Origin of the sequence: Halomonas flagellata (assembly GCF_022487945.1) — a bacterium.
Taxonomy (GTDB): Bacteria; Pseudomonadota; Gammaproteobacteria; order Pseudomonadales; family Halomonadaceae; genus Halomonas; species Halomonas flagellata.
This window is the reverse complement of the sequence record NZ_JAKVPY010000013.1, coordinates 91,777-105,689: the sequence shown is the minus strand read 5'-3', so window position 1 is coordinate 105,689 and position 13,913 is coordinate 91,777. Positions and strand designations below refer to the sequence as shown.

General features: G+C 64.7%; 12 protein-coding genes. 5 read left to right on the top strand and 7 right to left on the bottom strand.

The features are described 5' to 3' along the window. Positions 1–18: 18 nt before the first annotated feature. The 6 genes from MKP05_RS12365 to MKP05_RS12340 all read right to left on the bottom strand — a co-directional run bounded on the left by MKP05_RS12365 (position 19) and on the right by MKP05_RS12340 (position 6,631). Positions 19–1,290, bottom strand: a complete 1,272-nt coding sequence (locus tag MKP05_RS12365; protein WP_240568540.1) for a TRAP transporter large permease — start codon at positions 1,288–1,290, stop codon at positions 19–21. Then, the gene (locus MKP05_RS12360; protein WP_240568539.1) at positions 1,291–1,845 is read right to left on the bottom strand and encodes a TRAP transporter small permease; all 555 of its coding nucleotides are present in this window, start codon (positions 1,843–1,845) and stop codon (positions 1,291–1,293) included. Between the two features lie 62 nt (positions 1,846–1,907). After that, entirely contained in the window at positions 1,908–2,921 is a 1,014-nt protein-coding gene (locus MKP05_RS12355; RefSeq protein ID WP_240568538.1) for a DctP family TRAP transporter solute-binding subunit, read from the bottom strand. Positions 2,922–3,284: 363 nt separating this feature from the next. Continuing rightward, entirely contained in the window at positions 3,285–3,734 is a 450-nt protein-coding gene (aroQ, locus tag MKP05_RS12350) for a type II 3-dehydroquinate dehydratase (protein WP_240568537.1), read from the bottom strand. Continuing rightward, positions 3,734–4,597, bottom strand: a complete 864-nt coding sequence (locus MKP05_RS12345; protein ID WP_240568536.1) for a shikimate dehydrogenase family protein — start codon at positions 4,595–4,597, stop codon at positions 3,734–3,736. The genes aroQ and MKP05_RS12345 overlap by 1 nt, the downstream gene beginning before the upstream one ends. 189 nt (positions 4,598–4,786) lie before the next feature. After that, entirely contained in the window at positions 4,787–6,631 is a 1,845-nt protein-coding gene (locus MKP05_RS12340; protein ID WP_240568535.1) for a bifunctional sugar phosphate isomerase/epimerase/4-hydroxyphenylpyruvate dioxygenase family protein, read from the bottom strand. A gap of 494 nt (positions 6,632–7,125) precedes the next feature. Here MKP05_RS12340 and MKP05_RS12335 point away from each other — a divergent pair, with 494 nt between their 5' ends. The 5 genes from MKP05_RS12335 (at position 7,126) to MKP05_RS12315 (ending at position 12,042) form a co-directional block, all read left to right on the top strand. Beyond that, positions 7,126–8,133 carry a tripartite tricarboxylate transporter substrate binding protein gene (locus tag MKP05_RS12335; RefSeq protein WP_240568534.1) on the top strand — a complete coding sequence of 336 codons (1,008 nt, stop codon included), beginning with the start codon at positions 7,126–7,128 and terminating at the stop codon, positions 8,131–8,133. A 61-nt stretch (positions 8,134–8,194) separates the two neighbouring features. Continuing rightward, complete coding sequence (locus MKP05_RS12330; RefSeq protein WP_240568533.1) at positions 8,195–8,671, top strand: tripartite tricarboxylate transporter TctB family protein; 477 nt, start codon at positions 8,195–8,197, stop codon at positions 8,669–8,671. Positions 8,672–8,686: 15 nt separating this feature from the next. Further along, positions 8,687–10,189: a tripartite tricarboxylate transporter permease gene (locus MKP05_RS12325; protein WP_240568532.1), complete on the top strand. Its 1,503-nt coding sequence runs from the start codon at positions 8,687–8,689 to the stop codon at positions 10,187–10,189. 70 nt (positions 10,190–10,259) lie between these two features. Next, positions 10,260–10,922 carry an HAD family hydrolase gene (locus MKP05_RS12320; protein WP_240568531.1) on the top strand — a complete coding sequence of 221 codons (663 nt, stop codon included), beginning with the start codon at positions 10,260–10,262 and terminating at the stop codon, positions 10,920–10,922. A 316-nt stretch (positions 10,923–11,238) separates the two neighbouring features. Continuing rightward, a complete protein-coding gene (locus MKP05_RS12315; protein WP_110285241.1) occupies positions 11,239–12,042 on the top strand; it encodes an SDR family NAD(P)-dependent oxidoreductase in 804 nt (267 codons plus the stop codon). Positions 12,043–12,067: 25 nt separating this feature from the next. Here the strand turns inward: MKP05_RS12315 and MKP05_RS12310 are convergent, their stop codons facing one another. Next, the gene (locus tag MKP05_RS12310) at positions 12,068–13,840 is read right to left on the bottom strand and encodes an ABC transporter substrate-binding protein (RefSeq protein WP_240568530.1); all 1,773 of its coding nucleotides are present in this window, start codon (positions 13,838–13,840) and stop codon (positions 12,068–12,070) included. Positions 13,841–13,913: the final 73 nt, after the last annotated feature.

The following is a 13,913-nucleotide window of genomic DNA, read 5'->3' as shown; positions in this document are numbered from 1 at the left end:
TGACCACGTCACCGTTCATCAGTAACCCAGCAGCCTGGGCAATCCGGTCACGATACCCGGTACGAAAGTGATGATCAGCAATACCAGCAGTTCCACGAGGAACAGCGGCAGGATACGCCGCGACAGCCGTGCCAGCCCCACATTGGCCACGGAGTCCGCCACGAACAGACACAGCCCCATGGGCGGGGTGATCAGGCCGATCATCAGGTTGAAGATGACGATGATGCCGAAGTGCACCGGATCCACCCCCATACCCACCGCGATGGGGTGCAGGATTGGCACCAGCACCAGCATGGCGGCAATCCCCTCCAGGAAGAGCCCCGCAACCAGGAACAGCACGATCACCGCCAGCAGGAAGGTCCACTGCGATGTGATATAGGCGATCGTCAGATCGGTGAGCATGTTGGGCACGCGGTTGAAGGTGAGCAGCCAGTTGGCCGCTGCCACCGCCGCGATGATGATCATGATCACCGCCGTGTCGACCATGGTGCGCGTGAAGATGCTCGGCAGATCGCGAACATGGATCTTGCGGAAGACCACCATACCCACGAACAGCGCATAGGCCACGGCAAAGGCCGCCGCCTCGGTGGGGGTGACGATGCCCAGCAGGATGGAGCCGACCACGAACACCGGCATGAACAACGGGATAACGCCTTCGAGCAGGATCTTGCGCTTTTCCCCGGAGGGCAGTGCCGTCGGCTGTTTCTGGTACTTTCCTGCGAAGATCATCACGTAACCGGACAGGAAGATGGCCAGCAGGAGGCCCGGCACGATACCCGCCAGGAAGAGCGCCGGCACCGAGACGCCGGTGACGATCAGCGCGTAGATGATCACCGGGATGCTCGGCGGGATGATCGGGCCGATCACCGACGAGGCCGCGGTGAGCGCCGCCGCGAAATCGCGGGGATAGCCCTCCTTCTCCATCTCGGGGATGAACACCCGTCCCAGCGCCGAGGTGTCGGCCACCGCCGAACCCGAAAGCCCGGCGAAGATCACCGAGGCCCAGATGTTCACGTGGGCCAGTCCGCCCCTGAGCCTTCCGACCAGGATCTTGGAGAAGGCGATGATCCGCATCGTGATCCCGCTCTCGTTCATCAGCTCCCCGGCCAGGATGAACAGCGGTATCGCCAACAGGGCGAAGGAGTTGATTCCCGAAAACATCTGAGTGGCGACAGCGGCGAGTTGATAGGGGAACTCGCCCACGGCCATGAAGTAGAGCAGGGCCGCCACGATGGCGAAGGCCACCGGTACGCCGATGGCCAGGCCGACCAGCAGGATGAGATAGACCATTCACGACACCTCGTCTGTCATCGCACGTAGCGCGCCGAGCCGCTCGATGAACTTGAGTGCCGCGGCCACGGCCAGCATGCCACCGCCCAGCACGATGGCGAACTGGTAGGGCGCCATGGTGCCGAACACATTGAAGACCTCCAGCCCCGTCGCCTCCCGCAGGCTGCGAATGGTGCTGTTGAGCCCCGAGATTCGCATGCCGCCGCGGCTGGACATGAACAGGTAGCCCGACCAGGCCAGCACCGCCCCGGTCACCACCACGGCCAGGTCGACGACCAGGAACAGGGCCTCGCGGCGCCGTATCGACAGGAAGTCCACGATCACCCCCAGGCGCACGTGGCGATCCTGCAGGTAGGCCAGCGCCATGCCGAACATGACCCCGTAGATCCCCAGGAAGACCGGCACCTGGTCGCCCCAGGCCAGGGAGCTCCCCAGGGTGTAGCGCCCCAGGGCATTGAGGAAGACGATCAGGAAGATCAGGGCCATGGAGAGCCCGGCGCCGGCGGCAAAGCCCCCCGCCACCAGCCGCTGAAATGATTGGAAGATAGCTGCCATGTGTCTCGAGCCTCTTGGGAGAGGGCCACGCCGTGCCGCCGGCGGCACGGGGTGGCCAGCGATCACTCGGTGGCCTCGGCGACTGCGTCCTGAAGGCGCTGGATCCATTCGGCGTCGCTACCCAGGTCGCCCTCCAGCCAGGCGATGACCGGCGGCTGGGCCTGCTCGCGGAACTGCGCGAGCTCCTCGGGGGTCGGGCTGTAGACCTGCATGCCCTCCTCCTGCACGGCCTTGAGGCCCTGGGCGGTGGTGAACTGCTGGATGGCGCGCCCCATCATGCCGGCCATCACCCCGGCCCGCTGGATCACCTCGCGGTCCGCCTCGGAGAGGCCGCTGAAGTAGGCATCGTTGATCACCAGGAAGTCGGCCGCGTAGATATGGTCGTCGAGGGTCAGGTAGTCCTGCAGCTCATGCAGGTTGTTGTTGTAGATGGTCCCGACCGGATTCTCCTGGCCATCCACCACGCCCGTCGACAGGGCGGTCGGCAACTCCGACCAGGCGATCGGCGTCGGCTGGGCGCCGAGCCCCTCGACCATCTCCACGTAGAGGGGAATGTCCTGGACCCGGAACTTGAGCCCGTTCATGTCCTCGGGGGTACGAATCTCGAGCTTGCTGTTGGTGAAGTGGCGCACCCCAGTCTCGCCATAGCCCAGCGTGCGCAGGCCGGTCTGCTCGAGACAGTGCTCGGCCAGGGCGTCGCCGAAGTCGCCGTCGAGTACTTCCCAGGCCACCAGCGGCGTCTCGAACATGTAGGGAATGTCCAGCACCCCCGCGGCAGGGCAGATCTTCGACATGGCCCCCGAGACCATGACCACCTGGGTGGTGCCGTCCATGGCCTGCTGGATCAGCTGGTCTTCGTCGCCCAGCGAGGCCGCGGGGTAGATATCCACGCTGTGCTCGGTTTCGCTCTCGACGACGTTCTTGAACATGTGCGCGGCCGCCCCCTTCTTGGAGCTCTGCCAGTTGTCGGGGTCGACATGGGCGAAGCGGATGGTATCGGCCTGGGCCGGGGTGCTCATAACGAAGACCAGGGCACCGAGCGAAGCTGTGGTACCGGCGGTCAGCAGTTTGAACATGGTAAGTCCTCCGTTGTGGTTGTTGTGCTGCCCGTGACCCGGGCGGCTTCCTGTCTGGGCAGGATTCAATGCCAAATGTTCGCATTGCGAACCATAGTGCTAGATACGAACAGTAGAACTCGCTTCTATTTATGTCAATGCGTACCGGGTCCCATGCCACTAAAGATGGAGAGCAGGTACCGGCTGGCATAGCTATCGCGCTACCAGCACGGCGGCACCGTCACCGGCGGCGGGCCCAGCACTTGTCTCTAGGGTAGTCGCCGGCCCCGCGGAGAGAGACTTGGCAGCGTTGAAAGCGAGGTTCGAACGAAAAAGACCCGCCGTGAGGCGGGCCGGAGAGAAAAGCAGGGAAGCGGGTGGGCCTCAGGCCTTGTCGGCGGCCTTGATCAATGCATCCAGCGCCGCCTGGTAGCCCTGGGTGCCGAGCCCGGCGATCACGCCGTCGGCACGCAGCGAGACGTAGGAGTGATGGCGGAAGCTCTCGCGCTGGTGCACGTTGGAGATGTGCACCTCGAATACCCTGCCCTCGAAGGCATTGAGCGCATCGAGGATCGCCACCGAGGTATGGGTGTAGGCCGCCGGGTTGATGATGATCGCTCCGGTGCCGTCGAGGCGGGCGGCATGGATGGCATCGATCAGCTCGCCCTCGTGGTTGCTCTGGAAGCTGTTCAGCTCCCAACCCTTGAGCACGGCCTTCTCGCGCAGGGCGTTGTCGACGTCGTCCAGGGTCTCGTAGCCGTAGATATCCGGCTGGCGGGTGCCCAGCAGGTTGAGGTTGGGGCCGTGCAGGACCAGTACCTTGCCCTGGCTCATCAGTCGGTCTCCTTCAGCAGTTCGCGGCGGTAATGGGCGAAGAGAGTGGCGGCCTGCGCGTCGGCCGCGGCCCGCTTGGTCTCATCCTCGCAGAACAGCTTGAAGGCGTCGACGCCCTGGAACACGAACAGGCTGACACCACTCATCACCGCCGCGCCGGCGGCCTTGGCCGCGGCAACGAACTCGGTGACCGCCGGCACATAGACCGCATCGAAGATCCAGTGGTGGGTCGCCACCAGCTCCTTGGGCAGCGGGCAGCCGGGGCTCTTCTCGTGGCCGATGGGGGTGCAGTTGACCAGGCCATCGCAGCGCGGCACCGTCTCGGCTAGCTCAGCCTGGGTGATGGTGAAGGCGGCAAAGCCCTGGGCCCGGAGCTCGCCGGCCAGCTGGTGCGACTTGGCCTCGTCGAGGTCCATCAGGATCACCTCCTTCGCACCCAACTTGCCGAGGCCGAAGGCCACCGCCTTGCCCACCCCGCCGGTACCGATCAGCAGCACGCGGCCCGGCTCTCGCTCACCGAGCGTTGCGCGAAAGCCGCTCATGAAGCCGGTGAAGTCGGTGTTCTCGGCGATGATCTCGCCCTTCTCGAAGACCAGGGTATTGGCGGACCCGACCATGCGGGCCCCCTCGGAGGCGCGGGTCGCCAGCTTCACTGCCTCCTCTTTCCAGGGAAAGGTGACGTTGACGCCGCGGTAGCCGTCGGCAATCACCTGCCTGACCTGGCTCTCCAGGGACGCGATGGGCTGCTCGTTGGCGTCGAAGAGGTCATAGGTGGCGGGAATGCCGGTCAGCTGGCCGAGCCGCACGTGCAGGTCCGGGGAGCTGGAGTTCATGATGGCCTTGCCGATCAGCCCCAATTTCATAACGTTGTCTCCTGAACGAGGACGAACTTTCTGCGCTCGGCAATGCGGCATTAAACGTCTCCTCAAAATGCTCATTTACAACAGTAAACTCCGCTTTTTCGTCGACGCTTGCCTTGTCTTGCCTACGCTCGAAGAGCTCGCATGAATCTCAAAAACCAATCCCAGAGCAACTACCCACTCTGCCAATTGTCAGCCGCTATTCGCTTGGGCGGCGAGACGGATCCCGGCGTTGGCCGCGCCGAACTGCTGATAGCCGCCACGGCGCTCGACGATCTCGAAGAAGAAGCGGCCCGAGAAGGTCTCGGTATAGGCGTGGAAGAATTCGCCCTCGTCGTTGCGATCGTAGAGGATGTTGCGCGTCCGCATCGCCTCCAGCAGGGATTCGTCGAGGCCGTAGCGGGCCTCCAGGTCGTCGTAGTAGTTTCGGGGAATCCGCAGCAAGGGCAGGCCCCGGGCCTGCAGCTCGTCCACGGTGGCGAAGATATCGCGGCTGGCGAAGGCGAGCTGCTGCACGCCGCCGCGGAACTCGCTGAGAAAGCGGCCCGGCTGGGTCTCCTCGGCCTGGGAGACGGTCAGCGGAATGCGGATGCTGCGGTCGGGGCTGACCACCGCCTGGCTGATCATCATGCCGCGGGGGTCGACGATCTCGTGCTCGGCCTCGGCCTCGAAGCCGAACACGGTGCGATAGAACAGCTGCCAGCTGAGCAACTGGGTGGCCGGCAGCACGTAGGAAAGGTGGTCGACGCGGGTCAGGCCGGCCTCGTTGCGGCTCTCCTGGTCGAAGAGCTCGAAGTCGGTGCGCCACTGCAGGTCCGCGGCGGCCTCGTCGTCCACCAGGTAGATCAGGCTGCCCTCGATGCCACGCAGCGCCGGGATCTCCATCTCGCCCTCGCCCACCTGGCCACGGAAGGTCCGGGCCTTGAAGGCACGGGCGCGCTCCTGCGCCCCCTCCACGTCGTCGACGCGGAAGCCCACGGCACACACCGAGGTGCCGTGCAGCAGGCGGAAGGTGTGGGCGAAGCTGTCGGTCTCGAAGTTGAGCACCAGGTGGATATCCCCCTGCTTCCACAGCTCGACGTTCTTCGAGCGGTGGCGCCCCACGTGGCGAAAGCCCAGAGCGTCGATGAACTCGCCCAGGGGTGCGGCGCTCTCCTCGTCGAGGGTGAACTCGATGAAGTGGATGCCGTTGTAGCGTGGTGCCGGCGGGATATGACCTGCCCAGGGCCCCTCCTCGAGAAGATTTTCCAGCCAGATCAGCGAGCGCAGGCCATCCAGGGCGGTGACCTCGGTGGGGGCCGCACGGAAGGCATCGCTGAAGATCTCCAGCGACAGTGGGCCATCGTAGCCGGATTTCGCCAGCGCCGTCATGAAGGCCTTCAGCGGCAGGCGCCCCTGGCCGGGGAAGCAGCGGAAATGGCGGCTCCACTGCAGGATGTCCATGTCCAGCAGCGGGGCATCAGCGACCTGGACGAAGAAGATCTTCTCCCTGGGGATCCTGCCGATGGCGGAGAGGTCATGCCGGCGCGAGAGGATATGGAAGCTGTCGAGCACCACGCCCAGGCTCGGGTGGTCGGCGCGACGCACCACCTCCCAGGCATCGCGATAATCGGAGATATGCCGCCCCCAGGCCAGCGCCTCGAAACCGACGCGGATGCCTCGCCTGGCGGCCCGCTCGGCCAGCTCGCGCAGGTCGGCCGCGGCCCGGTCCATGTCGTCGACGGCCTGGGGCGAGACGTTGCTGCACACCAGCAGGAAATCGGTGCCGAGCTGCTCCATGAGGTCGAACTTGCGCTCGGCCCGCTGCAGGTTGCGACTGCGCTGGGGCTCGGGCATGGCCTCGAAGTCGCGGAAGGGCTGGAAGGCGACGATCTCCAGCCCCAGACGCGCGCAGAGTTCGCGCACCTCCCCCGGTGTGCCGTCGAAGGAGAGCAGATCATTCTCGAAGATCTCTACGCCGTCGAAGCCGGCACGGGCGCTGGCCTCGAGCTTGGTTCTCAGGTCGCCGCTCAGGCAGACGGTGGCAATGGCGCGCATCTTGTCCTCCAGGTGGCGATGTCGAGAGGTGAATCTGGCAGCGTCACTCCTCGGTGCCCGTCGTTTCAGTCGCGAACGATCATCATACGGCCAGCACGCCCAAAATGGAACCCGGTTCCGGTGTTCACGTGGCGTTCATTAGTTCGCATTATGCGCGAAATCGGGGGGGCGCGTGGCAAGCCCCCTCAGGTCCGCGCCTCTCCCCGCCGTGGTCAACGATTGTTGCTACTACTATAGAGGGCGTTCATCGAGGGCGTTGCCCTCGATACCTAACACTTGTCGGGGAGTGCCGCCTGCCGCGCTGGCAGGCTCCTCCCCGCCATTCGACTATGGTCGTAGGAGGCCACATCCTGCATTGACAGTACTGGAAGGGAGTTCTAGTGTTCGCAACCAGCACTTTAGTTCGACTACCGAACGCAATTGAGCCCCTGGTCCCAGAACACGAGGACCGCTGCCCGCGGGCAGACCAATAACACGAGTCCGGAGGATTCCCCATGTTCAAACCGCTTCTCACCAGCCTCGCCGTCGCCGTCGGCTCTCTGGCCATGGCCGGCAACGCCCTGGCCGAGTATCCCGAGCGCAATATCCAGGCCACCATCCAGTGGGGGGCCGGTGGTGCCACCGACAACGTGGCCCGCAGCCTGACCCCCCATGTCGAGGAGATCCTCGATACCACGGTGGTGCTGACCAACCGTCCGGGCGGTACCGGCGTGATCGGCATGAACCACGTCATGCGTCAGCGTGCCGATGGCTACAACTTGCTGTATGGCGCCGAGAACCCGCAGCTCTACCAGCTGATGGGCCTGGCCGACTTCAGCTATGACGACATGCATACCGTCAACATCATCGGCCAGGGTCTGGTGGTGATCGCCGCACCCGCCGACAGCCCCTTCGACAGCCTTGCCGACCTGCTGGAACATGCGAAGGCGAACCCGGGTGAGCTGCGGATGGGCGGGACCGGCGCCGGCGGCCTGCCGAGCACCGTGCTGGCCATGGTCAACGCCGTGGACGAGCTCGATGTGCGCAATGTCACCTTCGGCGGCGACGGCCCCGGGATCACCGCCATGCTGGGCGGTCATATCGACTTCATGCCGCTGAGCCTGGCCGCCGTCGGCGAGCAGATCCGCAGCGGCAAGATGAAGGGCCTGGCCGTGCTGACCAAGGAGGAGATCGAGGCGCTGCCGGGCGTGCCGCCAATCACCCAGGCGCTGCCTGACATCGAGTCCTTCCTGCCGTGGGGGCCGTTCTGGGGCGTCTTCGTCCACCAGGACACGCCGGACGACATCAAGGCCACCCTGGAAGAGGCCTACGAGCAGGCGGTGGCCAACCAGGAGTTCGGCGACTTCATGCAGAACTTCGGCGCCGAAGTGCTCAACCTCAATGGCGAGGAGGCCGAGCAGTACCTGGACAACTGGCAGTCGGTGACCGCCTGGGCCATGTACGAGGCGGATGCCGAGACGCTCGAGGCCAGCCCCGAGGAACTCGGTATCCCGCGCCCCTGACCCACAATGCCCACCTGAAGGAGAGGCCGGGCACACGCCCGGCCTCTCCCGGAGTCATGACATGAGCCAGAAATTCGAGCGTGTCCAGCCAGGAGAGAAGGTCTTCGACTGGCTGCTGCTGCTGTTCAGCATCGGCGTGCTGCTCGAGGCCTATCGCATCGACGGGATTCCCTCCGTCAACTCGCCAGGCTCCTTCCCGGTCGGTCTGGCGCTGGTGATGCTGGCCTCGTCGGTGGTGATCCTGGTCAGCCATCGCCACAAGCGGCGCGATCCTCGGATCCGCAATGCGCTTCATGAGGCCCAGGTCTTCCTCCACGAGCACTTCCAGCCGCATATCGTGGTGTTCACCTTCCTCGCCGTGGCCTACCTGGCCGCCATCGTCTGGGCGAGCTTCTATGTCAGCACCTACCTCTTCCTGGCCGTGACCTTCATCTACTTCCGTCATGGCCGGGTGGTGAGCTCGCTGATCATCTCGGCCGTGGCCATCGCGGTGATCTATGCCCTGTTCACCCTGGTGTTCCGCGTCTACCTCCCCTGACCCCCGAGGCTCCTGATGAGTGATACGTTTTCCTTTCTGCTCATGGCCTGGCTGGATCCTCAGCTGCTGCTGCTGACGGCGCTGGGCACCCTGGCCGGGATCTACGTCGGCGCGATTCCCGGTCTCTCCGTGACCATGGCCGCCTCGATCCTGATCTCCTTCACCTTTTCCTGGGACATCAACAATGCCCTGGCCCTGATGGTGGGCATCTATGTGGGGGGCGTCTATGGCGGCTCGCGCACCGCCATCCTGCTCAACATCCCCGGCGCGCCCTCGGCGGTGGTCACCGCCTTCGACGGCTATCCCCTGGCCCAGCGCGGCGAGGCGGGCCAGGCCATCGGGCTGAGTACCGTGATGTCGGTGATCGGCGGCCTGCTGGGCACCCTGGTCCTGGCCGGCAGCGCCCCCTTCCTCGCCGACATGGCGCTGGAGTTCGCCCCGCGCGACTACTTCCTGATCGCCGTGCTCGGCCTGCTGCTGGTCAGCACCCTCTCCGGCAAGTCGCTGGCCCGGGGCATCTTCTCGGTGGCCCTGGGGTCCACCATCGGCCTGGTAGGCATGGACATGGTCACCGCCCAGCCTCGCCTGACCATGGGCAGCATGGAGCTGCTCGGCGGCATCCATTATGTAGTGGTAATGATCGGTCTGTTCGGCGTGGCCGAGGCCTTCTACCAGTTGCACAACCTGACCAAGGTGCCGATCAAGCAGAAGGTCGACAAGATCATCCCGCCGCTGAGCATGGTGCTGAAGTACCTGCCGCTCTCCATACGCACCTCTATCATCGGTGTCATCGTGGGCGCCCTGCCCGGCACCGGGGGCGACATCGCCTCGCTGTTCGCCTACGACCATGCCAAGCGTACCGTCAAGAACCCCTCCAGCCCCTTCGGCGAGGGTGCCTACGAGGGCCTGGTGGCGCCCGAGACCGCCAACAACGCCGCCGTGGGCGGGGCCTATGTGCCGATGCTGACCCTGGGGATGCCCGGCGATGCGGTGACCGCGGTAATCCTCGGCGCCCTGGTCATCCACGGCCTCAATCCCGGCCCCATGCTGATGATCGAGACCCCGCACATCTTCTGGTTCACCGTGGGCAACCTGGCACTGGCCAACATCTTCCTGCTGATCTTCGGCCTCACCGGCATCAAGGTCTTCTCCAAGGTGGTCGAGGTCCCCAAGGCGCTGCTGATTCCGTTGATCCTGGTGCTCTGCGTGGTGGGCACCTACTCCATCAACAGCAATATGACGGAAGTCTACTGGATGCTGGGCTTCGGCATCCTGGGCTACTGGCTGAAGGTGTTCGGCTTCCAGATGGGCCCCGTCATCCTCGGCGTGATCCTCGGGCCGCTGCTCGACGAGACCTATCGCCAGGCGATGTCCTCGGTGGGCGACAGCGGTGGCCAGTTCCTGCTGGCGCTGGTGACCAACCCGCTGTCGCTGGTGCTGACCACCGTGATCGCGCTGGTCCTGCTGGGCCAGACACCGGCCAAGACTTGGCTGACGAGCCAATTCCAGCGAAACTGATGCCTCACCCCACGGCAACGACGCGGCCCACCGGGCCGCGTTCCTGTTGGTGCAGATGTGGAGCGAGCCAGTGAACGACACCGCCCCCGGCCCCGGAAGCGTGCTGGTCTTCGATTTCGACGGCGTGATTCTCGACTCGGCGACCCTCAAGCGCCAGGCCTTCGCCGAGCTCTACGACGACGAGCCGGAGGAGAGCCGGCGTGCCGTGGCCGCCTACCTCAGCCGCCGCGGCGGCCAGCCGCGAGAGGTCAAGTTCCGCCACATCGAGGGGCATATCCTCGGCCGCGAGGCCGGAGAGGCTCGCATCCAGGCGCTCTGCCGGCGCTTCAAGGCCAGCGTGGAGCAGCGCCTGCTGGACGCCCCGGCGATTCCCGGCGCACTCGAGTTCCTGGAACGCTGGCAGGGCCACCTGCCGCTCTACCTGCTCTCCGCCACCCCCGAGCCCGAACTCAGGACGATCGTCGCGCGCCGGGGCCTGGCCGGCTATTTCCGCGAGGTGATCGGGGCGCCGCCGGACAAGGTCACCGCTCTGCGCAACCTGCTGGCCCGCCACCGGCATGCCGCCCGCGACACGGTGATGATCGGCGACTCCTACAACGACTACCGGGCGGCCCGCTCCAACGCCACCCTCTTCATCGGCGTGACCGCCGACCCAGCGGCCTCCCCCTTCCCGAGCGATGTCGTCACCACCGTCGACCTGTACGGCCTGGAAGACGCGCTGGCGAGGCTCTGAGCCACCGTTCCGGATCACCTACTTCAGGCACTTCATTGCCGACAAGGCTCGTTATACCGGCAATAGCTCGATGGCGACAGCCTCATCAAAACATCCAATCTGGCCAGAATGGCTGGCATGCCAACTGTCACTTCCCCACGACCATGCAGACAATGTGGTTCTGCAAGGCAGAGACGACCGATTCGTTGCCTGACTTTTCCCGCAGTAGCACAGCACGGCAGCACTGCCTTTCAGGTTCGATGCCTGACAAACAGAACCCGGAAACAACGCGGCCTTCGCCGTTGACTCTTCCACAACAACACCAGGAGGTGACACCATGGACAAGACTCGTCTCGAGGGAAAGAACTGCCTGATCACCGGCGCCGCGCGTGGCATGGGTGCCGCTGTCGCCGAGCATTATGCCGAACAGGGCGCCAATGTCTGCGTCGCCGACCTCAACCTCGAAGGGTGCGAGGAAGTCGTCAAGCGCATCACCGACAGGGGCGGCAAGGCCATCGCGATCAAGCTCGATGTCACCGAGCGTGAGCAGATGAAGGCGGCCGTGCAGGCCACCGTCGAGGCCTTCGGCAGCCTCAATGTCATGGTCAACAATGCCGGCATCAACAAGCCGCTGATGTTCCTCGATATCACCGAGGATAACTGGCACCAGATCATGGACGTCAATGCGCTGGGCTGCCTGATCGGCATGCAGGAAGCCGCCAAGCAGATGATCGACCAGGGCAAGGAGAGTGGCCCCTACAAGATCATCAATGTCGGTTCCATCCTGTCCCGCCAGGCCTTCGATGACGTGGTCCCCTATTCGTGCAGCAAGCACGCCGTACTGGCCATGATCAACGGTGGCGCCAAGGCGCTGGTCGACCACAACATCACCGTCAACGGCTATGGCCCCGGCGTCGTGCGCACCGAGCTGTGGGAGCAGCTCGACAAGGACCTGGTCAGCATCGGCAAGTTCGACAAGCAGGGCCAGTCCATGGACGAGCTCGCCGAGAAGATGATCCTGATGAAGCGCTACTCCTACCCGGCAGATGTGGTCGGTACCGCCTCCTTCCTGGCCAGCCCGGAGTCGGACTACATGACCGGCCAGCTGCTGATGATCGACGGCGGCATGATCCTGCAGTGACGCCACCGGCAACCCGGCCGGTGGATCAGTAGTATCCCCTGCCACGCATCACCCGATCGGCCCTGTCCTGCGCCATGGACAGGGCCTTCTTGATGGAGCGGCGTCCGTCCAGCACCTCGAAGATCTCGTGCCCGGCAATGCTGATCAGGTCGGTGATGCCCGGCACCGGGGGGCGCGGCCAGGCCTGCAGGATGTCCTTCCTTGCCATGCCATCCACGATCTCGATCAGCGGCGACAGCGCCGAGACCTCCGGGTCCTGGCTGACGCTGAAGCGCGGCGTCACCAGGCTGCCGTTCATGATATAGAGCTTGGACATGTTGGGCGAGGTCAGGTGACGCAGGGCCGTCCAGGCGTCCTCGATCCGTTCCTCCGAGAGATTGGCCGGAATGGCCAGCGCATAGCCCCCGATCGGGGTGATCGGGCGGCCATGGTTGCCGATGGGATGCGGCAGATAGCCGGTCTGTCCCCAGGCCGGTGACTCCCGATCAAACTCGATGAGCGGGGCCAGCAGCGTATAGCAGTAGGCCATGCAGGATTTGCCGATGGCATAGGACTGGGCACGCTCGTACCAGGCCATGTTGAGGATATTGGGTGGCGAGTATTTCAGGATATCCAGCATATACTCGCAGGCCCGGAAGGCCGCATCCGATTGGAACATCGGTCGCAGCTCCTCCCCGGACGCCTGCTGGTAATCATAGCCACCCTCGCTGGGGCGCAGATTGATGATCGGCTGGCCGAACTTGGCCATCAGGAAACTGAAGGTATGGCCCAGCGGCGTGCCGCGCGCGGCATTCCAGGCGATCCCGTATTGCCCCCTGGCGGGGTCATGGAGTCGCCTGGCCACCTTGACCAGTTCCTCGGTCGTCGTCGGGGGCTCCAGCTGTGCTCGCTCGAGGATATCCTTCCGGTAACAGAGCAACTCCGGCGTCGTCTGGACCGGAATCCCGTACTGCCTTCCGGCATACCGGGAGCTCTGGATGGCGACGGAATGGAAATCGGACAGGTCGTAAGCGTCCCGTTCGATCAGCGCATCGAGCGGCATCAGCATCTCCTTCGACGCCAGCTCACCGAACCAGGGAAGATCACAGGCCACGAGGTCATAGCGCGACTTCGCCAGACGGGCATTGTCGAGGATCTCCTCGAGCAGGCCATCGATCGACTTGGCCTTGTTCCTGATCTCCAGGCCGAAGATCGATTCCAGTTGCTGCTTCAGGTTGTGCATCGCCATGAAGGTGGGGTCGGCATGGACAAGTAGGCGCAGCCCACCCTTCAGTTCGAGTCGCGCCGAGAGTACCGCCGGCATCGAGATCACGCGGCCCGTCGAGGCAGCGTCGAGGAAGATGCGGCGGCCGGAGTCCGACGCCGGATCCACCCCGAACAGGGGAGCCAGGAGGCCCTTGATCCGGTTGGCGTAGGCCTCCCACTCGTCGATCATGCTCGGCGAGGGGTGCAGCGAAACCGTCTTGCCCGATTTCGTCCTGGGGCGTGACAGGATCAGCCCGCGCTTGATGATGCTCTCGATCCCGCGCTTGGCGGTGCCGTAGGAGAGCCCCGAGGCATCCGCGAGCGAGGTGGGCGTCGTCAGTCGACCGGCCAGATGGTTGCGCATGAGGTGGAGCATCATGCGCATCTCCCGGTAGCCATTGGCCATGGAGAGCTCGTGCTCCGTCTCGTCCTCGAACTTCTCGATGAAGTCGAGGAAGCGGGCGAACTCGGTATTGGAGAGCCTTGGCACCGGCCTCTGCGACAGCCTGTCATAGGGGCCCTCCGGATGGCTCTCGTCGGGGAGGTCACTCATGTTCGCCTCGGAGCAGGGACAGGGTGATGCACCAAGATAGCGCCGCCGCACGCCTGGCAGCAAACGCGATGGC

Excerpts from the sequence above, each read along its gene's own strand:
- MKP05_RS12310 (WP_240568530.1), bottom strand. The coding sequence starts at position 13,840 with ATGAGTGACCTCCCCGACGAGAGCCATCCGGAGGGCCCCTATGACAGG.
- MKP05_RS12315 (WP_110285241.1), top strand. The coding sequence starts at position 11,239 with ATGGACAAGACTCGTCTCGAGGGAAAGAACTGCCTGATCACCGGCGCC.
- MKP05_RS12330 (WP_240568533.1), top strand. The coding sequence starts at position 8,195 with ATGAGCCAGAAATTCGAGCGTGTCCAGCCAGGAGAGAAGGTCTTCGAC.
- MKP05_RS12335 (WP_240568534.1), top strand. The coding sequence starts at position 7,126 with ATGTTCAAACCGCTTCTCACCAGCCTCGCCGTCGCCGTCGGCTCTCTG.
- MKP05_RS12345 (WP_240568536.1), bottom strand. The coding sequence starts at position 4,597 with ATGAAATTGGGGCTGATCGGCAAGGCCATCATGAACTCCAGCTCCCCG.
- MKP05_RS12325 (WP_240568532.1), top strand. The coding sequence starts at position 8,687 with ATGAGTGATACGTTTTCCTTTCTGCTCATGGCCTGGCTGGATCCTCAG.
- MKP05_RS12360 (WP_240568539.1), bottom strand. The coding sequence starts at position 1,845 with ATGGCAGCTATCTTCCAATCATTTCAGCGGCTGGTGGCGGGGGGCTTT.
- aroQ (WP_240568537.1), bottom strand. The coding sequence starts at position 3,734 with ATGAGCCAGGGCAAGGTACTGGTCCTGCACGGCCCCAACCTCAACCTG.
- MKP05_RS12365 (WP_240568540.1), bottom strand. The coding sequence starts at position 1,290 with ATGGTCTATCTCATCCTGCTGGTCGGCCTGGCCATCGGCGTACCGGTG.
- MKP05_RS12340 (WP_240568535.1), bottom strand. The coding sequence starts at position 6,631 with ATGCGCGCCATTGCCACCGTCTGCCTGAGCGGCGACCTGAGAACCAAG.
- MKP05_RS12355 (WP_240568538.1), bottom strand. The coding sequence starts at position 2,921 with ATGTTCAAACTGCTGACCGCCGGTACCACAGCTTCGCTCGGTGCCCTG.